This window comes from Mycobacterium sp. IDUB_39, from assembly GCF_055419205.1.
Genome location: NZ_JBVAXF010000012.1, coordinates 1 through 22,107 on the forward strand (window position 1 = coordinate 1; position 22,107 = coordinate 22,107).

Annotated in this window: 23 protein-coding genes and 1 other RNA gene; 8 read left to right on the plus strand and 16 right to left on the minus strand. The window is 67.2% G+C overall.

Going from position 1 to position 22,107, the window contains the following annotated elements; translation table 11 throughout:
• Positions 1 to 133: 133 nt before the first annotated feature.
• The 7 genes from ACZY0X_RS29530 to ACZY0X_RS29560 form a co-directional block, all read right to left on the minus strand.
• Entirely contained in the window at positions 134 to 955 is an 822-nt protein-coding gene (locus ACZY0X_RS29530; protein WP_463775471.1) for a serine hydrolase, read from the minus strand.
• A complete protein-coding gene (locus ACZY0X_RS29535; protein WP_463775472.1) occupies positions 952 to 2,352 on the minus strand; it encodes an amino acid permease in 1,401 nt (466 codons plus the stop codon). The genes ACZY0X_RS29530 and ACZY0X_RS29535 overlap by 4 nt, the downstream gene beginning before the upstream one ends.
• 8 nt (positions 2,353 to 2,360) lie before the next feature.
• Positions 2,361 to 3,758: a type III PLP-dependent enzyme domain-containing protein gene (locus ACZY0X_RS29540; protein ID WP_463775474.1), complete on the minus strand. Its 1,398-nt coding sequence runs from the start codon at positions 3,756 to 3,758 to the stop codon at positions 2,361 to 2,363.
• Positions 3,759 to 3,880: 122 nt separating this feature from the next.
• Positions 3,881 to 5,389: a PucR family transcriptional regulator gene (locus tag ACZY0X_RS29545; RefSeq protein ID WP_463775475.1), complete on the minus strand. Its 1,509-nt coding sequence runs from the start codon at positions 5,387 to 5,389 to the stop codon at positions 3,881 to 3,883.
• Positions 5,390 to 5,587: 198 nt separating this feature from the next.
• Positions 5,588 to 6,355, minus strand: a complete 768-nt coding sequence (locus ACZY0X_RS29550) for a GTP pyrophosphokinase (protein ID WP_463775476.1) — start codon at positions 6,353 to 6,355, stop codon at positions 5,588 to 5,590.
• 41 nt (positions 6,356 to 6,396) lie between these two features.
• Positions 6,397 to 7,581: a cytochrome P450 gene (locus ACZY0X_RS29555; protein WP_463775478.1), complete on the minus strand. Its 1,185-nt coding sequence runs from the start codon at positions 7,579 to 7,581 to the stop codon at positions 6,397 to 6,399.
• Entirely contained in the window at positions 7,568 to 8,935 is a 1,368-nt protein-coding gene (locus tag ACZY0X_RS29560; RefSeq protein ID WP_463775480.1) for an ABC1 kinase family protein, read from the minus strand. Before ACZY0X_RS29560 ends, ACZY0X_RS29555 begins: the two co-directional genes overlap by 14 nt.
• Positions 8,936 to 9,061: 126 nt before the next feature.
• Between ACZY0X_RS29560 and ACZY0X_RS29565 the strand changes: the two genes are divergently transcribed.
• A complete protein-coding gene (locus ACZY0X_RS29565) occupies positions 9,062 to 9,661 on the plus strand; it encodes a TetR/AcrR family transcriptional regulator (protein ID WP_463775481.1) in 600 nt (199 codons plus the stop codon).
• A gap of 25 nt (positions 9,662 to 9,686) precedes the next feature.
• On the opposite strand, the gene ACZY0X_RS29570 is transcribed toward ACZY0X_RS29565, so the two are convergent.
• Positions 9,687 to 10,514, minus strand: coding sequence for an oxygenase MpaB family protein (locus ACZY0X_RS29570; protein ID WP_463775483.1), 828 nt, complete (start codon positions 10,512 to 10,514; stop codon positions 9,687 to 9,689).
• A gap of 36 nt (positions 10,515 to 10,550) precedes the next feature.
• Here ACZY0X_RS29570 and ACZY0X_RS29575 point away from each other — a divergent pair, with 36 nt between their 5' ends.
• Positions 10,551 to 11,525: a cobalamin biosynthesis protein gene (locus tag ACZY0X_RS29575; RefSeq protein ID WP_463775484.1), complete on the plus strand. Its 975-nt coding sequence runs from the start codon at positions 10,551 to 10,553 to the stop codon at positions 11,523 to 11,525.
• Here the strand turns inward: ACZY0X_RS29575 and ACZY0X_RS29580 are convergent.
• The 3 genes from ACZY0X_RS29580 to ACZY0X_RS29590 are packed head-to-tail and all read right to left on the minus strand — an operon-like array spanning position 11,507 to position 13,513.
• The gene (locus ACZY0X_RS29580; protein WP_463775485.1) at positions 11,507 to 12,358 is read right to left on the minus strand and encodes an SURF1 family cytochrome oxidase biogenesis protein; all 852 of its coding nucleotides are present in this window, start codon (positions 12,356 to 12,358) and stop codon (positions 11,507 to 11,509) included. The genes ACZY0X_RS29575 and ACZY0X_RS29580 overlap by 19 nt on opposite strands.
• The gene (locus ACZY0X_RS29585; RefSeq protein ID WP_463775486.1) at positions 12,355 to 12,900 is read right to left on the minus strand and encodes a low molecular weight protein-tyrosine-phosphatase; all 546 of its coding nucleotides are present in this window, start codon (positions 12,898 to 12,900) and stop codon (positions 12,355 to 12,357) included. The genes ACZY0X_RS29580 and ACZY0X_RS29585 overlap by 4 nt, the downstream gene beginning before the upstream one ends.
• Positions 12,857 to 13,513, minus strand: coding sequence for an HAD hydrolase-like protein (locus ACZY0X_RS29590; protein WP_463775488.1), 657 nt, complete (start codon positions 13,511 to 13,513; stop codon positions 12,857 to 12,859). The genes ACZY0X_RS29585 and ACZY0X_RS29590 overlap by 44 nt, the downstream gene beginning before the upstream one ends.
• Positions 13,514 to 13,584: 71 nt before the next feature.
• On the opposite strand from ACZY0X_RS29590, the gene cobC reads away from it, so the two are divergent.
• From cobC to ACZY0X_RS29610, 4 genes are read left to right on the plus strand one after another with little or no spacing between them, the layout of a single operon-like run.
• Positions 13,585 to 14,607, plus strand: a complete 1,023-nt coding sequence (gene cobC, locus ACZY0X_RS29595) for an Rv2231c family pyridoxal phosphate-dependent protein CobC (protein ID WP_463775489.1) — start codon at positions 13,585 to 13,587, stop codon at positions 14,605 to 14,607.
• On the plus strand, positions 14,604 to 15,728 hold the full coding sequence (locus ACZY0X_RS29600; RefSeq protein WP_463775491.1) for a Nif3-like dinuclear metal center hexameric protein: 1,125 nt from the start codon (positions 14,604 to 14,606) through the stop codon (positions 15,726 to 15,728). The genes cobC and ACZY0X_RS29600 overlap by 4 nt, the downstream gene beginning before the upstream one ends.
• The gene (locus ACZY0X_RS29605) at positions 15,725 to 16,459 is read left to right on the plus strand and encodes a zinc ribbon domain-containing protein (protein WP_463775492.1); all 735 of its coding nucleotides are present in this window, start codon (positions 15,725 to 15,727) and stop codon (positions 16,457 to 16,459) included. Before ACZY0X_RS29600 ends, ACZY0X_RS29605 begins: the two co-directional genes overlap by 4 nt.
• Positions 16,459 to 17,571 (plus strand): bifunctional RNase H/acid phosphatase, encoded by a 1,113-nt coding sequence (locus ACZY0X_RS29610; protein WP_463775493.1) that lies wholly within the window; start codon positions 16,459 to 16,461, stop codon positions 17,569 to 17,571. The genes ACZY0X_RS29605 and ACZY0X_RS29610 overlap by 1 nt, the downstream gene beginning before the upstream one ends.
• On the opposite strand, the gene ACZY0X_RS29615 is transcribed toward ACZY0X_RS29610, so the two are convergent.
• Entirely contained in the window at positions 17,572 to 18,147 is a 576-nt protein-coding gene (locus ACZY0X_RS29615) for a helix-turn-helix domain-containing protein (RefSeq protein ID WP_463775495.1), read from the minus strand.
• A 47-nt stretch (positions 18,148 to 18,194) separates the two neighbouring features.
• Between ACZY0X_RS29615 and ACZY0X_RS29620 the strand changes: the two genes are divergently transcribed.
• Positions 18,195 to 19,748, plus strand: a complete 1,554-nt coding sequence (locus ACZY0X_RS29620; RefSeq protein ID WP_463775496.1) for an FAD-dependent oxidoreductase — start codon at positions 18,195 to 18,197, stop codon at positions 19,746 to 19,748.
• A gap of 129 nt (positions 19,749 to 19,877) precedes the next feature.
• Here ACZY0X_RS29620 and ACZY0X_RS29625 read toward each other — a convergent pair whose 3' ends face one another.
• From ACZY0X_RS29625 to ACZY0X_RS29640, 4 genes are all read right to left on the minus strand, one after another.
• A complete protein-coding gene (locus ACZY0X_RS29625) occupies positions 19,878 to 20,234 on the minus strand; it encodes a transcriptional regulator (protein WP_463775498.1) in 357 nt (118 codons plus the stop codon).
• Positions 20,231 to 20,695 carry a hypothetical protein gene (locus ACZY0X_RS29630; protein ID WP_463775499.1) on the minus strand — a complete coding sequence of 155 codons (465 nt, stop codon included), beginning with the start codon at positions 20,693 to 20,695 and terminating at the stop codon, positions 20,231 to 20,233. Before ACZY0X_RS29630 ends, ACZY0X_RS29625 begins: the two co-directional genes overlap by 4 nt.
• Positions 20,696 to 20,770: 75 nt before the next feature.
• Positions 20,771 to 21,190, minus strand: a complete 420-nt coding sequence (locus ACZY0X_RS29635) for a VOC family protein (protein ID WP_463775501.1) — start codon at positions 21,188 to 21,190, stop codon at positions 20,771 to 20,773.
• 22 nt (positions 21,191 to 21,212) lie between these two features.
• Positions 21,213 to 21,653, minus strand: coding sequence for a helix-turn-helix domain-containing protein (locus ACZY0X_RS29640; protein ID WP_241404615.1), 441 nt, complete (start codon positions 21,651 to 21,653; stop codon positions 21,213 to 21,215).
• 29 nt (positions 21,654 to 21,682) lie between these two features.
• Here ACZY0X_RS29640 and rnpB point away from each other — a divergent pair.
• Positions 21,683 to 22,085: RNase P RNA component class A (gene rnpB / locus ACZY0X_RS29645), an RNA gene on the plus strand.
• Positions 22,086 to 22,107 lie beyond the last annotated feature (22 nt).

Below are 22,107 nucleotides of genomic sequence, written 5' to 3' on the forward strand. Positions count from 1 at the left end.
TGCTGCCCTGCCTACGAAACGCCATCGAACAACACCCCTAACCAACTCAGGTGTTGCAGCGACCGATTGAGACTGAGCGCAGAACCACGACGCTCACGCAGAAGTCGGGGCAGTTGTCACCGCGTTCCGGCGCTCAGCGCGCCAGATGCTGTCGGACGGCGAGGCCGATGCGCCCCATGGCCGCCAGCACTGGGTCGCGATGGTCCTCACCCCATGTCCAGTTGGCCAGGACGGCGTAGGCGACCCTGCGCCCGCTGGCGGTGTGCCCGACACAGCCGATATCGATCCGCGCGTCCGAGATGGTTCCGGTCTTGTTCCACAGCTCGAAACCGTGGTCGGCGTCGGTGTGAGCCAGGGGGTCGAGACCGAACGCCTGCGCCACCATCGACAAGTCGGTGTTCACGCCGAGCCAGCGCCGCACCCGCTCGGATACTGCGGCGCTGTGGATGGTGCCGGCGTCGACGCGGGCGACGAATTCGCACAGCTCCGCGGCGTTGCCTCGGGAGAGGGTCAGTGGATCGTTCTTGGGACGGTCCAACCGGACTATGTCCCGTAGTCCGCTCTCGGTGAACCCGAGATCCCGTGTCGCGCTTTGCACGACCTCAAGCCCGAGTCGGCGTAACAACATGTTCGTTGCCATGTTGTCGCTGACGGCCCCGACCAACAGGCAGAGGTCTTCAATCCGTTGGTGTTGCTGCCGCAGCAGGTAGAGGATGCCCGAGTCAGCCACCCGGTCCTCAGCCGTGGCGACGACGATCTCGTCCGGGTCCAACGTTCCGTCCTCGAATCGCCGTGCCACCTCTGCCAACAGGAATACTTTTCCAACGCTGGCTGTCTTGAGCACCCGATGCGAATCGTGTTGCCACAGAGTCTCGCCGGTGGTCAGGTCCTTGACGTGCACCGACACCGTCGCCGTGTTGGGCAGCCAGGATGAGGCCTGAGCGAAGAGGCTCATGCGACTTCGTCGAGTTCCGGCACCTCGGCGTCGACGGGGACTCTGCCGAACCGCTTGCGCAGCGTGTACGCGATCAGGACCACGATCAAGCTGAACACACTGGCGGCCAGCTGCACGCGCTGATCGGCGTTGAACACCATGGCTGCCAGGACGATCGCGTAGGCCACGATGACCGCGTAGGTCAGATACGGGAAGAACCACATCCGCAAGGTCAACTGGGAGGGGTCTTCGCGCTCGATCGTGCGACGCACCCGCAATTCCGACACGGCGATCATCACGTACATGAAGATCGCGACCACGCCACAGGAGTTCACCAGGAACAGGAACAGGGAATCGGGGGCGAAGTAGGCGAGCCCCACCGAGATCCATCCGATCACCGTGCTGGCGAGGACGGCACGTGCCGGAACGCGGCGGGTGTCGGTCTTCACGAGCCACTGCGGTGCGTCACCGTGCGACGCGAGAACCCGCAGAATGCGAGACGAGGTGTAGATGGAGGAGTTCAGCACGGAGAGCACGGCGGTGAGGATGACGAAGTTCATGATCATGGCGGCCCCTGGGATCTCCAGCTTGTCCAGGGCGGCGACGTAGGGACTGGACAGCACCGATCCGTCGCTCCAGGGCAGGATGCACACGACCAGGAAGATCGAGCCGACGTAGAAGAGGATGATCCGCCAGATCACGCCGGTGGTGGCCTTGGCCACCGACTTGGCGGGCTCGGCGCTCTCCGCGGCGGCGATGGTGACGATCTCGGCTCCACCGAACGCGAAGATCACCACCACGACCGCACCCAGTATCGATCCGAATCCGTTCGGGATGAACCCGCCGTGGTTGACCAGATTGCCCAGGCCACCCGAGTCACCCGGCCAGACCCCGAGCACCCAGAGCACGCCCAGCGTGATGAACGCGACGATGGCCGCCACCTTGATGCTCGCGAACCAGAACTCGAACTCGCCGAACCACTTCACGGAGATGAGGTTGACGGCGGTCATCACAACCATCAGCAGCATGGCCATCACCCACAGCGGTAACCCGACCCACACGTGCAGGATCTGTGCGCCGGCCACGGCCTCCACCGCGATGATGATGACGTAGTAGTACCAGTACAGCCAGCCGATGGTGAACCCTGCCCACGGTCCGATGCCGATGCGGGCGTAGTCGGCGAACGACCCGGCCTTGGGCTTGGCGACCACCATCTCGCCAAGCATGCGTAGCGAGCACAGAACCAGAGCGCCTGCCAGACAGTACGAGACGATGGCCGCGGGTCCTGCGGTCTTGATGACCGCTCCGCTACCGACGAACAGCCCGGCACCGATGGCGCCTCCGATGGCGATCATCGTCATGTGCCGCGTTTTCAGCGACCTGGCGAGGCCCGACTGGGGCTCGGTGGTTGAAGACACGTGAGAACTCATTCCGATGGGGTTGACGGGGACAGTGATGCAGAGGGCAGGGGCACGAGAGACGGCTCGCCGGACTCGGCGACGATCTGGTCGATGGATTGAGCGCGACGAGCTAGTGACCAGCGCCGGTGGCCGGCTGCGTCGGAATCAGAGGGGGTCTCGATCGTGTAGACGGCCGGTCGCCCCAGCGCGTTGTAGGAGAAGTGGCTGGAGAAGTAGTAGCCGCCGGTCTCCGGAATGGCCACCAGGTCGCCGGAGTGAATGCGCGGGAGTTCGCGGCCGACGGCCAGCATGTCACCGCTGAAGCACGCGGGGCCGGCCACATCCTGGACTAGTCGCTCGTCGTGCCGACGCCGCCCTGCTGCGTCGTAGACGTCGATCCGTAGCGGCCACGCGTCCGGCGCGAAGACCGTGCGGGTGGCGACCTGCACACCGGCGTGGGTGACGGCGATCGGCCGGCCGCCGGTGACCTTCGTGTACTCGACACGGGTGACTGTGGTGCCGGCCTTGGCCGTCAACGCCCGACCGAACTCGGTGATCAAAGTGTATGTCCCATCGAACAACTCGGGTGCGACGGACTCCAGGGCGGCACGGTGATCGGCGAAGGTCGGTGTGATGTCGTCCGAGTCGAAGTTGACCGGGAGCCCACCTCCAACATCGATTCGCTGAACTTGCTGGATACCGACGCGGATGGCGATCTCCTGGGCAAGGTCCACGAGATTGCGCACACCCTCGGCGGCGTGCCTGAGGCTCAGCCCTTGGGAGCCACTGTGCACGTGCAGCTGGGTCAGCCACGGCCGGGAGACGAACGCATCGATGAGGCGTTCGCGGTGATCCGCCAGCCCGATACCAAACTTGGACGTCGTAGTCGCGGTACTCATGGCGTCAATGGCACCCGCTCCGGTCTGCGGATTGATCCGCACGCCGATGATCGATCGGTGACCTCCCACTCGCCCGATCGCTTCGTCGACCCGCGCGAGTTCCTCGAAGTTGTCGACGTTGAACGAGATACCCAGTTCGAGGGCTCTCGTGATTTCCGTTGTGGTCTTGGCTGGGGAGTCGAGCACGATCCGATCCGCAGGGAAGCCGGCGGCCAGGGCCAGCCCCAGCTCGCCCGGACTGGCTACTTCGCATCCGAATCCCGCCTGCGCGAACCGCGTCAGGACCGGGCGCAGGGTGATCGCCTTCGCCGCAATGGTGTGCAGCGCCGGCATACCCGCCGGGTAGGTCTCGCTCAGAGTGCGCATCAGCTCATCGAGTGTGTCCAGGTCGATGACCCCGCACAGCGGGTGCAGGTCGTCGAGGAACCCTCGCCCCGCCACACCGGCTACGACCTCGTCGCGGCGGCGCAGCAGCGTGTCGGGGTGGGGTAGGACGTGTCCACCACACGTTGTTCCAGAAATCACAGCTGAAACCCTATGAAGAAGGACCATTCTGTGCCGGTCGCGTGGGATGAGGAATTATCCACGGATCTTCTGTCGATACTGAGGGTCACTCATGACAGCTGGGTCAGCATCTCCGAAATGCACTAAGGGCGACCACGATTTTCGTCAGATTCCACGGGGGGCTCAGCCCGACGAGCCTGATCCCGCCCCCACACCAGCAGGCCGAGGGCAACCCGAAGCCGCGCCACCGATGACTGCACTTCGATACCGGAGACCACGCCGATCCGCTCCAGTCGGTACCGCAGTGAATTGGCGTGAATCCCCAACTCGCGGGCCGCTTCGGCGAGATTTCCCGGATGTGCAAGAACTGCCGCGACGGTGTCGACGTATGAGGTTCCGTGGTCGCTGTCGTGCTGGCGGAGCGTCTCCAGTGGTTCGGCGATGGCGTGTGCCATCGGAGCCAGGAGGTCGGCGGCCAAGATCAGGGTCAGCGCGTCCGGCACGTCAGCTGCCGTGATGACCGTGGGACCACCGCGCGCCGGGGGCAGCTGGGCCGCATCTTGCAGCGAAGCGGCGTCGAGGACCTGCCGAGCGACCCGTGCGGAAACCTGCAGGTCCGACAGGGCGTAGACAGCAGGTCCGACCGACACCAAGCCCGCGCGGCCGCGTGAAACTCGAGCCAGCTGCTCCGTCAGCCAACTGGCCAGGTCCGGCTCCCCGGCCTCGCCGGCCAGAAGCGGTAGGACGACGAGCAGGTCGGAGCCCACTTGTGCCGTCCTCGCCCCGTTTCGCAGCGCCTGAATATGGAACATCAGCGAACGAGACGAGGGAGTGTCCAATCCCAGCGCGACCACGGCATGTCTGGCATCAGGTTGCAGCCCGAGCAGCGCAGCGGGAACCCCGGGATCGACCCCATGCGAAAGCAGGTCGACCAGCGCCGACTCCTGAAGCCGCCTTTCGTATTGGTCGCGGTGAACCTCTCGGAGCAGCATGGCGGCGGCGGGCTGGCGCACCTGTAAGAGCAGCTGTCGTAGGTCCTCACGGTCGGTGTCGTCGTTCAGCGCCGCCCAGATCGTGCCCAGGGTCTCGCTTCCGGACCTCAGGGCGACCACCATGCGCGCCGGGTCGTCGGCCTCGGCATTGCGTACCACCACGTCGTCGGATCGCCAGATCGCGGGCAGGAATCCTGTGGCCATCAACCGCTCGACCCGCCATGCGGGTACCGCACCCCCCAGGATCGTCTGATTCCGGATGGGATCGACGTCGTGGTCGACGACCGAGTATGCGAGAACACGCGAATCCAGGTCCTCGATCGTCACTGGTGCCCCGCTCCTGGTGCTGATCCAGTGGGCCAGCGCCTGCAAGTTGTCCACCTGCGGGGCCGGTGTGACGATGCGCCCGGCCCCGAGAAGCCGAATGAGGGCACTGAAGAGCTCGGTCCATCCGACCCACGGGGACCGCCGGAACAGATGGATCTGATTGTCCTGCAGCAGCGAAATATCTCTCGTCGCGTCCGGCGGAAGGACGAGGGCCGCGGCCGTCCCAACCTCGTCCAGTAGTGACCCGAGTGCGAAGCGATCCTCGATGCGTGCGCTGACCAGCACAATGCTGCCGCTGTAGTCAGACTGCGTGCCGGGCTCATGTAGGACCACGTCCCGCACCACTGGATCAGCTTCCGGTTCTGCTCCTGCTATGAATGGCACCAGCATGCCGGCTGCACCGGAAACGAGTGCAGACAACGGTTGATCAGGGTCGGGGTCACTCACGGTCGCCGATAGTCAAGTGCCACAACCGAAAACTCTACAACCTGCGACCCGCGCCAAGCGTGAACCGCCGAGATGGCAGAACTCTCATGTCAGATTTGGGATGCCGCCTTGCTGCCGCACGAGGCGGGCGATGACGGAATCTGACATCGGAATGGCGCCCCGCGCGAGTTCGACCGGCACCGGCGGCAGATCACCATGCACGTCGCGATGTAAGCGCTCCATCTCGTCATCCAATCGCGCAGCGGTGGCCGCGGCATCGCTGAGGCTGCGTGAGATGTCCGGCGGCACTTCGCCATCGAACTTGTAGTAGATCTTGTGTTCCAGGCTGGCCCAGAAATCCATGGCAACGGTGCGTAGCTGCACCTCCACCGGGACGGTGACGGGTCCGGTGGACAAGAAGACCGGGACTTCCAGGATGAGATGCAGGCTGCGGTAGCCGTTCGCCTTCGGCTGACGTACATAGTCCTTGACCTGTAGAACTGTGAGGTCGTCCTGCCGGGTGAGGGCCTCGGACACCCGATAGACATCAGAGGTGAAGGAACACGTGATGCGGACACCGGCGATGTCGGTGATCGTCTCGCGGATTGTCTCGAACCGGGACTCGCAGTTCTTGCGCTGGATCTTGTCGAGGACGCTCTCGGGCGTCTTGAGCCGGCTGGTCACGTGCTCGATCGGGTTGTACTGCTGCAGGTGCTGGAACTCCTGTTGAAGGATTCCGACTTTGGTGGTGATCTCCTCCATGCCGAACTTGTACGAGAACATGAACCGCGAGAACTCCTCGCGCAACGACCGAAACTCATCGAGGTCGAAGTCGAGGAAGGTCGCGGGATCCGTTTCAAGCACATCGTCCATAGAGACCAGCATGCCTGTGATCGCAGAATGCCCTGGTCGCCCTACTTTTTTGTGAACACAGCCGGGATGGTCAGTGGGCCGCGGATGGCGGGGGTGTCGCGCCAGGTGGGGTCACCCGCGAGTACGGGCCGACGCCGCAGGATGTGCTGCAGGGCCGCAGTCGTTTCGAGCCGCGCCAGCGCAGCGCCCAGGCAGTAGTGCGCGCCGTAGCCGAAGCTCAGCGGTGCGGGTCCGGCTCGGCCGGGGCGGAACTGGTCGGGCTGGCGGTAGACGGCGGGGTCTCGGTTGGCGGCGGCGATGCACACCAGAGCTGTTTCACCACGGCGGATGTCGATGCCGGACACGGTCTGGTCTGCGGTGGCGGTGCGTGCGGTGGCCTGTACAGGAGCGTCGAGCCTCAGCAGTTCGGTGAGAACCGCGGGATCGGCCTGGTCGATGTGGTCGGCCAGGCGGGTGCCGTCGGTCGTCGGTGTGAGCAGCCGGACGAGGCTGGCGCCGAGCAGATTGGCGGTGGTCTCGTGGCCGGCGACGGCGATCAGGATGGCGGTGATGACGACCTCGTCGAGGGTGAGGTCGGCGTCTGCGGCCAGGAAGCTCAGTAGATCGTCGGTGGGATGGCTGCGTCGGTCGGCAGCCGCGGGCAGGAAGTCGGCGATCAGCGCCGCGGCCGCGGCCAGACCTTCCTCGAGGTCGTGTTGATCGGCGAAGCCGCCCAGGATCCGGACTATGGCCGGGGAGTGCTCGCGCAGCGCGGCGCACTGCTCGGGGTCCAGACCCAGCCAGGCTCCGATGACGGCGACCGGTAGCGGGAGCGCGATCTCCGACATGACGTCGACGGGAACGTCGGTGGGAGTCCTCGAGACCGCGTCAACACAGATCGACTCGACACCCGCTTCGAGTCCGCCGATGAAGGAGCGGCTGAACACATCCCGCACGGCGCTGCGCAACCTGTCATGGACCGGGCCGTCAGTGAACAGCATGCTGGCGTCCACGAATGCCGAGCTGATCATGGGCGTCGCGGCGGATATGGCCGCGTTGGCTCGGGGGTCGCTGACCCAGTCCCGTCCGCCGAGCACGTCGCGGGCGGCGTCGTGGCTGAGGATCAGCCAGGCGTGCGCGGTGTCGTCCCACACGACATCGCCGTCGCGGCGCCGTGTCTCGTAGAACGGATAGGGGTCGGCGGCGTCCCAGGGGAGTCGCGGCGCCGCGATCTCAGGGGTGGTCATGCTGATCCAGGGCGCCGGGCAGGCCGCGTTCGCGCACCCATGCGTGGTGCAGCTTGCCGAGTTCGGTGATCGGCTCGGTGACACCGTCGATGTCGTCCATGATGGCGCGCATGGGCAGAGTTGCGCCCAAGCCGGCGGTCACCGCGTTGAGGGCGAAAGTGCTGCGGCCGGCGAACACGTAATCGTCCGGCGCGTTCATGCGGCCCATCGGATGGTCAGGGCCACGCGCGCCGAAGTAGCCATGGAGGACGCGCCGCGTTGTCTGCGGTGAGTAGGTCGCCGGCTGAGGCGCCTCGAAAATCTCATACAGCGCCTCCGCCTGCCACTGGTACAGCTCGTCAGCGGTGAGGTCCGACTCGTTGTCGAGGAAGCCGGCCTGCACCATGAGGTCGCGGTAATCGTTGGTGCGCCCCTCCATGACTGCGCGGAACATGGCGACCACTCGCCACCGCTCCAGTTCGGGCAGGATCTTTACACAGCCGAAGTCGACGAAGCCCACGGCGCCATCGGTGTTGAAACGGTAGTTGCCGGGATGCGGGTCGGCGTGCAGAAGATTGGCGTGACGGAAGTTGCTCTGGTTGAACCGGATGATGGCTTCGGCCCACGTGTTCTTCAGGTCCTGATCGGCCTGTTGGGCGGCGGCCCAGTCCATCCCTTCGAGGTAGGTCATCGTCAGCACCCGATCGCCGGACGCCTCGGGGACGACGTCGGGAACCCGGATGAACGGGTGGCTGCGGTATAGCTCGCTGAATGTTGAGATGGTGGCTGCTTCGTGTCGATAGTCCACCTCCTCGGAGATCCGCGCCGCGGCCTCGCGCGCTACGGCACGAATGTCCATCTTCATCCCCGCCGCCGAGGTCATGAAACGCAGAAACGTCGCCAGAAGCTCTGTGTTGGCCAGATCATCGCGGATGGCCTGCGCCACACCGGGATACTGAATCTTGACCGCAACCGCACGGCCGTCGCGCAGAACAGCGCGGTGGACTTGTCCGATGGACGCAGCTGCCATCGGAGTTTCCATGAACTCGGCGAAGTATTCGACGGCGGAACCGAGTTCGGCATCAAGAACCTCACGGACCAGCGCGGGATGCATTGGCGGAGCGTCAGCCTGCAGTCGGCTCATGGCTTTCTGGTAGGGCGCGAATCCACCCGTCCCGAGCTCCTCGGCCTCGACCATCGACATCATCTGACCGGCCTTCATCAGCACTCCCTTGGAGTGACCGAGCAGGTCGGTGTAGCGCTCGGCGGTGCGTTCGTGGAAGCGGTCGACCGCGTCGTCGTCGCCCGCCCGTTTCTGGAGACCGGCGATGAGACGACCGCCGGCCGCGCGGGCGGTGAATCCGGCCAGCGGCATGGTTCGTCGAATCCGACCCTGCGTAACGGGCTCGTCTCGAGATGGCAATTCGGTCCCTCCCACTTCCACGAACAGTCAAGTAAAGTGGTTCCGTACAGACGGTAAGTGACCACTTTGGAGGAGTCAATGACTGCACCGGCATCCACACGGGAGCGACTGCTCACCGAGGCGATGCGGTTGTTCAGTGACAAGGGTTTCGAGGCCACCAGCGTGTCTCAGATCGAGGCGGCCGCCGGTCTGGCGGCAGGCTCGGGCGCGCTGTATCGCCACTTCAAGTCCAAGGACGACCTGCTCGTCGCAGGCATCGACCGGCAGCTCGACCGGCGTGCCGCGATGGCTGACATTCGCGCACTCTTCGCGGGTCTGGGGGACCTGCACAGTGAGTTGACCGTCCTGGGCCGCTACCTGCTCACGGTGATCGACCAGGAATCCGAACTGCTGCAGATCGCCGCGCGCACGCCCGCGGGACTGTCTGAGCGCCTCGACACCGCCTATGCCGCGCTCGTCGACTCGCTCATCGAGGAGCTCTCGGGCTGGATCACCGCGTGGGCGCCACGGGCATCGTCCGAGCAGGCCAAAGTCCTAGCCGCACTTGGCATCAACAGCATCCTCGGCGAGCGGTTCGCGACGGATCTCTTCCGCCGGAGCGAGGCGCCGATATCCGATGACCGGTACCTCAGGGAGTGGACAGCGGTATTGGCGGGGCGCGTGCAATCCTTCAATTGAGCGGCTTGGGTGCATCACTGACGTGTCAGACGACCCGCTTGCCGCGGCGTGCCCGAGATCGCATGTCCCACAGGTAGGTCTGGTAGCCCAGCAGCCAGACGTCGCGGGGGATGACGCGGTCGGCGAGACGAAGTGCCGACAGCAGCCACTCGAAGCGGCGCTGCTGAACCGGCGTCCAGTCCAGCTGCATCAGCGTGCGGAACTCCGCGGGCAGGAATCCCGTCGTGGCGAAGAGATTGAACGGCCCGGCGAGGGCTCGAAGCGGGGCAGGAAGAAACGCGAACGCCGCGACTCCGCGCAGATGCTCGCGGACCGGTGGGTCGATCTGCAACCCATCCAGCGAGTGCTTCCAGTACTCCTCGAACGCGACCCGGTCCGCGGGCCACATCGACTCGCGCACCTGCAGGGTCGTGCCCAGCTTTCGGGCGTCGTCGTACACCGCGTCGGCAGCGTCGTCGCTCAGTGGTCCGTACAGGAACTCGTGCATGTCGACGTAGTACCGATAGAGGCAGGCGGCCACCCACAGCTGCAGCTGCGGATCGAACGCGTTGTAGCGCACCGGACTGGTTGCGCTGGAGCGGACCTGGGCGTGCGCCCTGTTGACCTCGGCGCGAATCAGGGCCCGGTCGGCATCGGTGCCCATCGTGGCGACCGCGAGGTACGTGCCGGTGGTGCGGGCGCGCTTGATCGGATGCTTGTAGACGTTGCCGCTGTCGACGGGGCTCTCGAGCACCCCGTAACCGACACCGGGCGCCGACAGTTGCATGATCACATTGGCCGCGGGCAACAGCGCGGCGGCGGGGTTGAGTAGGTGCACGACGCGCGACGGCTTCGAACTCGGTCCGAACCTCATGAAATCGAGTACACCACCTCGTGAGACGCTGCCGGGGTGCTTGCGCCGAGATCCCGCGGTCGCGCGGCGGGTCTCGCGCTCGGATACCTGATCGATCTGGCCCTCGGCGACCCCCGCCGCGGCCATCCGGTGGCATGGTTCGGTACCGCCGCTGCGAGCCTGGAACGACTCACCTACGCCGACCGTCGTGCCGCGGGTGCCGCGCACACCAGCGTGTTGGTCGGCGCACTGCTCGCCGCGGGCCTCGCGGTCGATCGCTCCGCGGCGCGGCGCGGCCCGATCTGGACGACGGTGTCGACCGCGGCGGCGACGTTCGTCGTGCTGGGCGGTACATCGCTGGCGCGCACCGGAGCCCAGATGTCGGACCGAGTCGCCTGCGCCGATCTCGATGGGGCGCGCGAACTGCTGCCGTCCCTGTGCGGACGTGACCCCGCCTCGCTGGACTTCGATGGCCTGACCCGGGCCGCATTGGAGTCGGTGGCGGAGAACACCTCCGACGCGGCCGTCGCACCGCTGTTCTGGGGTGCGGTCGCAGGGGTCCCCGGACTGCTGGTGTACCGCGCAGCCAACACCCTGGACGCGATGATCGGGCACAAGTCGCCGCGCTACGCCAAGTTCGGCTGGGCCGCAGCGCGATTCGACGACGTGCTGAACTACCTGCCCGCGCGGGTATCGGGTGTGCTGGTGGCCGGGTGTGCGGCAGTCACGGGCGGTTCACCCTGCGGGGCATTGACGGCGTGGAGGTGTGACGGGGCACGTCATCCGAGCCCCAACGCGGGTGTCGTGGAGGCGTCCTTCGCCGGCGCCCTCGGGGTGCGCCTCGGCGGACCGACGCAGTACGCGCACCGCCTCGAGATCCGGCCGACACTCGGCGATGGCCGACCACCAGAAGTCGCGGACCTGTCTGCCTCGGTGCGACTCTCGCGGGCGGTGCAGGCGGCCGCGGCGTGCGGTGCGGTCGCGACGGCGTCGTTGATCGCCGCCGTCGGCAATCAGTGCCGTCGGCCGTAGCGGTCGGCGAGCTTCTCGTCCTTGGTGCGCGTCACCGGCTCACCGGCGGCCGACGCCGATGCCGCGGCTGAGGCCGAACTATCGGCGGCGGCCTTGTCGCGGCGGCGCTGTTTGTACTCGGCGACGACGAAGTAGCCGACCCCGAGGGGTGCGATGATGCCGAACGCGATCCACTGGATGCCGTAGGACAGGAACGGGCCCGAGTTGAGATGCGGCAGCCCGATCACACCCAGACCGCCGGGCTGGTCCTCGACGAGCTGCAGGTATGAACCCGCGAGCGGAATGTCGGTGACCTGGGCTATCTGGTCGGTGTTGATCGAGTACACCTGCAGCGCGCCGTCCTGGTGGAACGGCTCCTTGCCGAGCGCGAGCAGCTCGGAGTCCCGCAGCCGCGCCGTGATGGTCACGGTTTCGGTGGGGGCGGCGGCGAACTCGGGCACCTTGTTGCCATCAATGGGTTTGATGTAGCCGCGGTCGACGAGCACGTTCGGACCGCCGTCCACCGCGAAGGGCGTCAACACCTCGAACGCCGGTTCGCCGTCGATGGAACGCAGCCGCGCGAGCACCTGGCCCTGGGGGAGATACCGGCCTGTCGCCGTCACGCGTTTCCAGGCGTCGTCGGGCGCTTTCGAGTCCTGCTGCGGCAGGACGCTCGTCACCGGCACAGGCTCTGACGTCAGAGAACTCGAGATCTGCGCGTTCTCACGTGTGGTCTTGGTGTTCTTGCCCAGCTGCCACGGCGCGAGCACGGTGAAGCACAGATAGGCGAAGCCGATGACGACGACATAGAGGGCCAACCATTGCGGCCGCAATAGGAACGCCCAGCGCTTCATCGGTCCGCCACGCTCCGGACGCTCAGTTGCTCGTCGACCCAGTCGTGCAGCCCGGGCAGCGACGCCTCGATCACGGTGAACACGTCCTCGAAGTCGACTCTCGTGCCGTAGTAGGGGTCCTCGACATCGAGCGCGTGAGCGCCCGACCGCGGGTCGAACGCCCGCAGCATCCGCAGCCGATCGGCGGGCACACCGAGGTCGCGCAGGATCCGAACGTGGTTGCGTCCCATCGCGACGACGAGATCGGCGGCCAGGTGGTCATCGTCGACCTGCGCGGCGTTGTGCGTCGTGGGATACCCGTGGCCGGCCAGCACGTGGTTGGCGCGCTCGTCAGCCGGGTTGCCTGCGTGCCAGCCGCCGGTACCGCCGCTGCTCACGCGTACCGCGCCGGACAGGCCGCGCTCCTCGATCTGATGGGCGAACATCTTCTCGGCCATGGGGGAGCGGCAGATGTTGCCCGAACACACGAAGGTGACGTGCAGCACCGCCGGACTGGAGTCAGACACCGAGCACCTCCCGAAGGTCGGCGACCGTCGAGACATGGCGACGGTCGGTCATCTCATCTTGCCCGTCGAAGTCGTCAGCGCCGTAACCCCAGTCCACCACCACGGTGCCGATGCCGTGGGCGGCTGCCCCCTCGACGTCGTGGCGGCGGTCACCGACCATCACCACGCCCGGCGGTAACGGCTCGAGTTGCGCCAGTGCATGTGCGACGACGTCGGCCTTCGAGGAGCGGACACCGTCGACGCTGGCGCCCGCCACCACCTCGAAGTGATCGTCGAGGCCGAAGTGCTCGATGATGCGGCGCGCTGTCGGCTCGGCCTTCGACGTCGCCACGGCCAGACGCACACCGGCGGCCTGCAGGTCGGCCAGCAGCGCCGGGATCCCGTCGAAAACGTAGTTCATCGACCAACCGCGGGAGCGGTAGTCGGCGCGGTAGGCCGCGATCGCCTCATCCGCCCGGTCACCGAGCCCCATCGAGGCCAACGTGACATGCATCGGGGGTCCGACGATCATCTTCGCCAGATCGACGTCGGGGACGGCGCCGACCGTGGCGCCCACCTGTTCCAGGGCATGCCGAAAGCTCGCCACGATGCCGCTGGCCGAGTCGGTCAGCGTGCCGTCGAGGTCGAAGATCACCAACTGAGCGCTCACGGCTCCATTGTCCCCGATGTCGCCGGTCGTCCCCGTGCCTGGCCCCGGCAGCCGCGCACTAGGGTCGTGATGTGGCAAGTCGGATCCGTACGGCGGCGCGCTACCACGGCGATGAGGCCGCGGCGCCCGGCATGCTGGACTTCGCCGTCAACGTGCGTGCCGCGGGCCCGCCGACGTGGCTGCTCGACCGGTTGGCGGCCCGGCTCGGTGAGCTGGGGCGTTACCCCAGTGCCGAGGACCAGCGACGGGCCACCGAAGCCGTCGCCGCGCGCCACGGCCGCGACCCCGATCACGTCGCACTGCTTGCAGGCGGTGCCGAGGGCTTCGCACTGCTGCCGCATCTGCGGCCCGCGATGGCCGCACTCATCGCACCGTCGTTCACCGAACCCGAGGCGGCGCTCGCGGCCGCGGGGGTGCCGTTCGAGCACGTCGCACTCCGACCGCCGTTCACCCTGGCCGACGCCGTCGTGCCCGATCACGCCGACCTGGTCGTGGTGGGCAACCCGACGAATCCGACGGCGGTGCTGCACACGCGGGAACAGATCCTGGCGTTGCGCCGCCCCGGACGCATCGTGGCCGTGGACGAGGCGTTCGCCGACGCGATCCCCGGGGAGCCCGAGTCGCTGGCCGGCCTCGCCCTGCCCGACGTGGTGGTCCTGCGCAGCCTCACCAAGACGTGGTCGCTGCCGGGGCTGCGCGTTGGCTATCTGCTGGGTGACCCGGAGGTGCTGGCTCGCATGACCGCGACCCGCCCACACTGGGCGCTCGGGACGCTGCAGTTGGAGGCCATCGCGGCGTGCAACGAGCCGGCGGCCGTCGCGGAGGCCGCCGATGCAGCGGCCCGGCTGGCGGTGCTGCGCGGCGAGATGGCGGCTGGTTTCACCGCCGCGGGCATCGAGGTGATCGACGGCCGCGCGCCGTATCTGCTCTTCGTCGTCCCCGATGCCGAGCTTGTCCGAAAGAGGTTGGACACCAAGGGGATCGCCGTCCGTCGCTGCGACACATTCGTCGGCCTGGACGGTTCCCATCTGCGTGCCGCGGTGCGAGAGGAATGGCCGGTGCTGCTCGAGGCGATCGTCGAGGCGATGCAATGAGCGCGCGGCTGTCCGACGTCATCGACGTGCTGAATGCGGCGTATCCGCCTGCCCTGGCGCTCGACTGGGACTCGGTGGGCCTGGTCTGCGGTGACCCGGCCGACGTGGTCGAGTCGGTGACGGTTGCGGTGGACGCCACGGCCGAGGTCGTCGCCGAACTGCCAGAGGCAAGCCTGCTGCTCGCCCACCACCCCCTGCTGCTGCGGGGCGTGGACACCGTCTCGGCGGGCACGGCCAAGGGAGCGCTGGTACACCGGCTGATCCGTGGTCGAAGCGCGCTGTTCACCGCACACACCAATGCCGATGCCGCCGCCCCCGGGGTGTCCGACGCGTTGGCTGAGGCACTCGGGCTCGAGGTCCGCGGCGTGCTGTCACCCGCAGCCGAGGGGCGCCGTCTCGACAAGTGGGTCGTCTACGTGCCCGCCGAGAACGCCGACACTGTCCGCGAGGGCCTGTTCGCCGCGGGTGCGGGCAGCATCGGCGACTACTCGCACTGCAGCTGGACTGTGGCCGGGACGGGCCAGTTCCTGCCGCACGACGGCGCCTCGCCGGCGATCGGACGGGTCGGGTCGATCGAGCGGGTGCCGGAGGACAGGGTCGAGGTGGTCGCGCCCGCCGGCCTGCGCGCCGACGTTCTGGCCGCGCTGCGGGCCGCGCATCCCTACGAGGAGCCGGCGTTCGACGTGTTCGCCATGGCGCCACTGCCCACCGGCGTGGGAATCGGCCGAAGCTGCGCGTTGCCGCAGCCCCAGCCGCTGTCGACCTTTGTGTCCCGCGTCGCCGCGGCGCTGCCCGCGACATCGTGGGGAGTGCGGGCGTCGGGTGACCCCGATGCGATGGTGTCGAGCATCGCGGTGTGTGGTGGTGCCGGTGACTCGCTGCTCGATGCCGTAGCGTCGGCCGGGGTGCAGGCCTACCTGACGGCAGACCTGCGCCACCACCCGGCGGACGAGCACCGGCGGACCTCTGACGTCGCGCTCGTCGACGTCGCGCACTGGGCGAGTGAGTACCCGTGGTGTGGTCAAGCAGCTGAGATCCTGACGCGCCACTTCGGCGCATCGCTCCCGGTGCGGGTGAGTTCCATCCGTACCGACCCCTGGAATGTCGAGAGAGAAGTATGAAGGCAGAAGCCGCCCAGCAACGTTCGCTCATCGAGTTGACCGAACTCGACGCCGATATCAGTCGGCTCGATCACCGAGCCAAGAAGCTCGCGGAGCAGGAGCGGCTCGACGTGGTCGCCGCCGAGCACCGCGATGCCAGTGACAAACTGGCGACCCTCCAGCTAGCCCTGGAGGACCTCGACGGTGAGGTCGCCAAGTTCGAGTCGGAGATCGACTCCGTGCGCCAACGCGAGGATCGCGACCGGGCGATGCTCGACGCGGGCAACGTCAATGCCAAGCAGCTCACCGAACTTCAACACGAGTTGGAGACCCTGCAGAGGCGCCAGTCCAGCCTGGAGGACGCGCAGATCGAGGTCATGCAACGGCGCGAGGAACTGCAGGACGAGGAGACTGCGCAGCTGCGCGCGATCGGCGAACTTCAGGGTCTCGTCACCGAGGCGCAGGTGGCCCGCGACCAGGCGCTCGCGGAGATCGACGCCGCGCGACAGACGATGGCCCTGCGCCGCGCCCAGATCGCAGCCGTGATCGACGCGGACCTGGTGGCCCTCTACGAACGGCAGCGCGCCCTCGGCGGTCCGGGAGCCGGTGTCCTGCAGGGCAGGCGGTGCGGCGCGTGCCGGATCGAGATCGACCGCGCCGATATGTCGAGGTTCGCTGCGGCGGCCGAGGACGACGTGCTGAGGTGCCCCGAGTGCGGGGCGATCCTTCTGCGGCAAAAGGGTTCGATGTAGTGAAGGTATTGGTCGAAGCCGACGGCGGATCGCGCGGGAACCCCGGGCCCGCCGGATACGGTGCAGTGGTGTGGTCCGCGGACCGGCAGAGCGTGCTCGCCGAGCGCAAGGAGGCCATCGGGATCGCCACCAACAACGTGGCCGAATACCGAGGTCTGATAGCGGGTCTGGAAGCCGCCGCCGATGTCGGCGCCACGGAGGTCGCGGTGTCGATGGACTCCAAACTCGTCGTCGAGCAGATGACCGGCCGTTGGCGGGTCAAGCACGTCGACATGATCCCGCTGCACGGGCGTGCCCGTGAGCTGGCCGCCGACTTCGACCGGGTGACCTACTCCTGGATCCCGCGCGCCAAGAACTCGCACGCCGACCAATTGGCGAACGAGGCGATGGATGCAGCAGCGGACGCGGCAGCGAAGGCGCTGACGTCCCAGCCGGCCGCCCCGAAAACCGCTGCGACGGCGGATCAATCGACATCATCTCCAGGATGGACGGGAGCGATGGGCGCTCCGACGCGTTTTCTCCTGTTGCGCCACGGCCAGACCGAGTTGTCGGTTGAGCGGCGCTACTCCGGTCGTGGGAATCCGGCGCTGACCGATCTCGGTCAGAGTCAGGCCGACGCCGCCGCGCAGTACCTCGCCGGGCGGAGCGACATAGCCGCGGTGATCAGCTCACCGCTGCGGCGTGCCACGGTGACCGCAGAGGCCGCGGCCAAAGCCCTGGGTCGGGACGTCACGATCGACGCCGACCTGATCGAGACGGACTTCGGCAAGTGGGAGGGTCTGACGTTTCGTGAGGCCGCCGAGCGTGATCCCGACCTGCACAGTCGGTGGTTGCGCGACACCAGTCTGGCGCCGCCGGACGGTGAGAGCTTCGACGAGGTCGCCCACCGGGTGCGTCGGGCCCGCAACCGGATCATTGCCGAGCACGGTGACGCGACCGTCCTGGTGGTGTCGCACGTGACGCCTATCAAGACCGTCCTGCGGCTCGCGCTCGACGCCGGTCCGAGTGTCCTGTACCGGATGCACCTCGATCTCGCCTCGCTGTCCATCGCCGAGTTCTACCCCGACGGCGTGGCATCGGTGCGACTGGTGAATCAGACCTCGTACCTGTAGTCAGGTCTGCACGTGCAGCTTCTCGCCGCGCGGCCCGAATATCGCGAGCGCCTCGACCGGGCCGTCAACGACGCCGAACCAGTGCGGTGTCCACGTCGAGAACTCCACCGCCTCACCGGGTTTGATGGTGAAATCGCGATCGCCGAGGATGAGGCGCAGGTTCCCCGACAACACGTACAGCCACTCCTGCCCGTCGTGCACGGGTAGCTCGTCGGGGGGTGTGCGGCGTCGCGTGCTCACCCGGATCTTGAACGTGTGCAGGCCTCCCGCGGGGCCGCTGCGCGTGAGCGGCCAATAGGTGACGCCGTCCCTGGTGTGCGAGGCGCCGCGGACCCGGGGGTCGTCGGCCTCGGGTGCGCGCATCAGGTCGTCAGTGGTGACCGACAGCGCCGACGCGAGGCGGGGCAGGTGATCGAGTGCCAGTCGGCGCTTGCCGGATTCGAGGCGGCTCAGTGTCGACACGTCGATGTCGGCGCGGGTGGCCACCTCCTCCAGCGTGAGTCCACGCTGAGTGCGCAACTCGCGTAGTCGGCGGCGGACGCGAGTGTCGACGTCATCCTGCGGCTTTGCCTGCATGGCAAATCAGCTTGGCAGTTCTGAAACGCGGGGGCAAGCTCTAGGGCATGACTGGTGAATGGGATTGCATCGTGGTGGGCGGCGGCGCGGCGGGATTGAGCGCCGCGTTGGTGCTGGGTAGGGCGCGTCGGCGCACGTTGGTGGTGGATGCTGGAGCGCCGAGCAATCTCGCGGCCCACGGCATCGGTGGTCTGCTGGGACATGACGGCCAGCCGCCAGCAGCACTCTACGAGACGGGCCGCGCCGAGCTGGACGAGTACCCGAACGTCGAGGTGCGTACCGGCGAAGTGGTCCGTGGCGAAAGGGGTTTCACCCTGGAACTGGCCGACGGCACGATCGAACGGAGCCGGACAGTCCTGTTGGCCACCGGCATGGACTACCGGCCGCCCAGCATTTCCGGCCTCGAAGAACTCTGGGGTCGTTCGGTGTTTCACTGCCCGTTCTGCCATGGCTGGGAGGTGCGCGACGCGCCACTGGCAGTCATCGCCAAGGGGGAGCGCGCCGTGCACTCTGCCCTGCTGCTGCGGGGCTGGTCCGATGACGTGGTGCTCCTGACCGACGGCGACGATGGGCTCGATGACGCCCAGCTCAAGCAGTTGGACGCAGCCGGTGTCACCGTCGATACGCGGTCAGTCACTCGATTGGTCTCGGAGAGTGGCGAACTGACCGCTGTCGAGTTCTCCGACGGCGAGCGGCTGGCGCGCCGCGCCGCGCTGGTCGCCACCACGCTGCACCAGAGATCCACTCTGGCGGCACAACTCGGCGCGATGACCGCGCCGGGCCCGGTCGCGGTGGACGGCCTGGTCGTCGATGCGCTCCAGCGCACCACCGTTCCAGGACTCTTCGCGGCGGGTGACATCGGCGCGCAGATGCCCCAGGTCGCGGCCGCAGTCGCGACGGGAAGCATGGCGGGCGCATCCATCATGCAAAGCCTGCTCGGCGACGACGTCGGTCTGCCCGTGCCGCCGTGGCCCACCCACGGGCTCACGGCGACGGAGTACTGGGAACGGCATTACGGTCAACGTCAACGCATTTGGAGTGGACGGGTCAACGCACAGCTGTCGAAGGTGGTCGCGGACCTGCCCACCGGTCACGCGCTGGACCTCGGCTGCGGTGAGGGTGGAGACGCTGTCTGGCTCGCCGAGCAGGGGTGGCACGTCACGGCGGTCGACATCTCGGAGACCGCGATCGCGCGGGCGGCCGCCGAAGCCGAGGCGCGGGGTGTGCGGGACCGGGTGAACTTCGAGCGCCACGACCTGTCCGACAGCTTCCCGGAGGGCACCTTCGACCTGGTGTCAGCCCAGTTCCTGCACTCCACAGTGCGTCTGGAGCGACCGCAGATCCTTGCCAATGCCGCCCGCGCCGTGGCGCCGGGGGGACATCTCGTGATCGTCGACCATGCCGGGATGCCGTCGTGGGCGACGAACGTGCCGCACGACCATCCGTTCCCGAGCGCCGAGGAGGTGCTGGCGAGCCTTGACCTGTCGGCGGGCGAATGGGACCGCGTGCGGATCGAGACGATCGAGCGTGAGGTCACCGGACCCGACGGCCAGGAGGCGACACTGGGGGACAACCTGATGGTTCTGCGGCGCACGGTCTAGCCGAGTCGCAGGGAGGACCCTGCCGTTTGTGGGCCGTCATCGAATGTTGACGGCCCACAATGGCAGGTGCACCAGTGGAAGCCCGCTCCAGTGGCGAGGGTTTGCCCGACTCCGGCAAACCCGCTGAACCTAAGGCAGTTTCACGGGCGTCGGCGTCGCATCTGACGAAACGTTGAGGTCGTGGTCCGTCCGGATCGGACCGTCGACGATGGCGCGCAGCGCGGCGACGTGACCGTCGAACGCGATCCGGCCAGCGTCGGTCAGCCTGGCGTGCACCCTGCGGCGTCTCGCCTCCAGGCGGCGTTCGGTGGTGACGTATCCCGCCTGTTCCAGAATTGACAGTTGCTTCGACAAGGCAGAATCCGAAAGTCCCAATGTCTCTTTGAGATAGGAGAACTCGACCCAGTCCACGGCGGCCAACATGGCCACCAATGTCAAGCGCGTGCTGGGGTGGATCAGTTCGTCAAAGCGCGGCGTCGTCGTCATGCATGGACCCAGCGGCACAGAGTCCGCAGAATCTCGGGTCCGCCCAGGCCGACGATGGCGGCGACGAACACGGCCGCGGCGATTCCGGGATGACGGGCACCGTCGGCGTGCAGGGCGACCGCCGCCGCAATCGTCACAGCGACCAGAGCGAACAGCATGCCAATCACCACCAGCGGTATCCGGTGCCCAACCGTATCGGCGCTGACCTGCATGCGGTCGGTCCTTCGGCGACCGCTCAGTCGGCGCGACGCAATCGCGGAATGAACGACTCCGAACCCGACCGTGGCCCCAATGACGAGCCACTGCGGCCCAACGTCGCCGATGAGTCCGATCACGACCCAGCCCGCCGCCAGGAGCCACCAGTACCACCGGGGCAGACCCACCTCATCCACCACGTGCGCTTTGGCGCGGTCAACGGCATCCAGCGCGGCGCGCGCGTCGGCCGGCGTGACGTTCTCCATAACCCCATCCTCACTTTCCCGCATGGAAAGTAGAATCCACTTTCCATGCGGGAAAGTCAAGCGGTAACCACCGTCCTAGTCGGTGCGCTGGGTGAGCCGGATGCTGTTGCCCGAGGGGTCGCGGAATCCGGAGTCAATGCCGTAGGGCATCTCGGTGGGTGGTTCGGTGAACTCCACGCCGCGCTCGGTCAGCTCCTTGTAGGACGCTGCGGCGTCATCGGTGAGCAGGAACACCGTGCCCGCGAAACCCTTCGCGGTCAGGTCGAGCACCTGCTTGCGCGTGTCCTCGTCCATCACCGGAGGACCCGGCACCGCCATCAGGACGATGCTGACGTCGTCCTGGCCCGGTGGGCCTACGGTGAGCCAACGAAAGTCGCCCATCTCCTCGGGGAACGAAACGTCCTCCCGCACCTCCATGCCGACCTGATCGGTCCAGAACTTGAGCGCGACCTCTTGATCATGAACCCACAGGTGTGTGCTTGCGATTTTCATCATGAGGCCGACGCTACGGCCGAGGTCAGGTGCCCGTCTTCTCCCGGTGTGCTGTCTTGACCCGGCTGTCGGCCGGTGGCCGGGTGTCTCGCGCCACGATGCAGCTCGGAATCCGTGCGCGCGATGCTGCGGGCGGCATGCTGGCCCGATAGGCCGCCGGTGGCCTGCCGTACACGCGGGCGAAACTGCTGGTGAATGACCCGACGCTCTGCAGCCCGACCATCACACAGATGTCGGCGACCGAGCGGTCGGTGTAGCGCAGCAACGATGCGGCCCGTTCCAGCCGCCGGGTCTGCAGGTAGGCGCGCGGGGACTCGCCGAACGTGCGGGTGAACATCCGGGAGAAATGCGCGCGTGACAGGCCCGCCGCCGCAGCGAGGTCCTCGACGGTGATCTGCTCGGCGTAGCGGGCGTCGACCAAGTCCTTGGCGCGCTGCAGATAGCGGGCCGGCGGCACCTGTGCCATGGGGATCAGAGTACGGTGATCAGCGCGGACGAGTTGGCCGGACGGCCGCGGACCCCCTCTGGGGATTCGAGGAAAGTCCGGACTTCACAGAGCAGGGTGATTGCCAACAGCAATCCGAGGTGACTCGCGGGACAGTGCCACAGAGAACAGACCGCCACCCAGCCTTCGGGCAGGGGGGTAAGGGTGAAACGGTGCGGTAAGAGCGCACCAGCATCCCGGGTGACCGGGGTGGCTAGGCAAACCCCACCCGAAGCAAGGCCAAGAAGGCCGCAACCTGGTTGCGGCCGCGCAGGCGTTTGAGGGCTGCTCGCCCGAGCCTGCGGGTAGGCCGCTCGAGGCACCCGGTGACGGTGTGTCCAGATGGATGGTCGTCGCCCCGCCACCAGTAATGGTGACGGGGAACAGAATCCGGCTTACAGGCCAACTCGTCCGCCCCAACGGGTCAGCCTGTCGC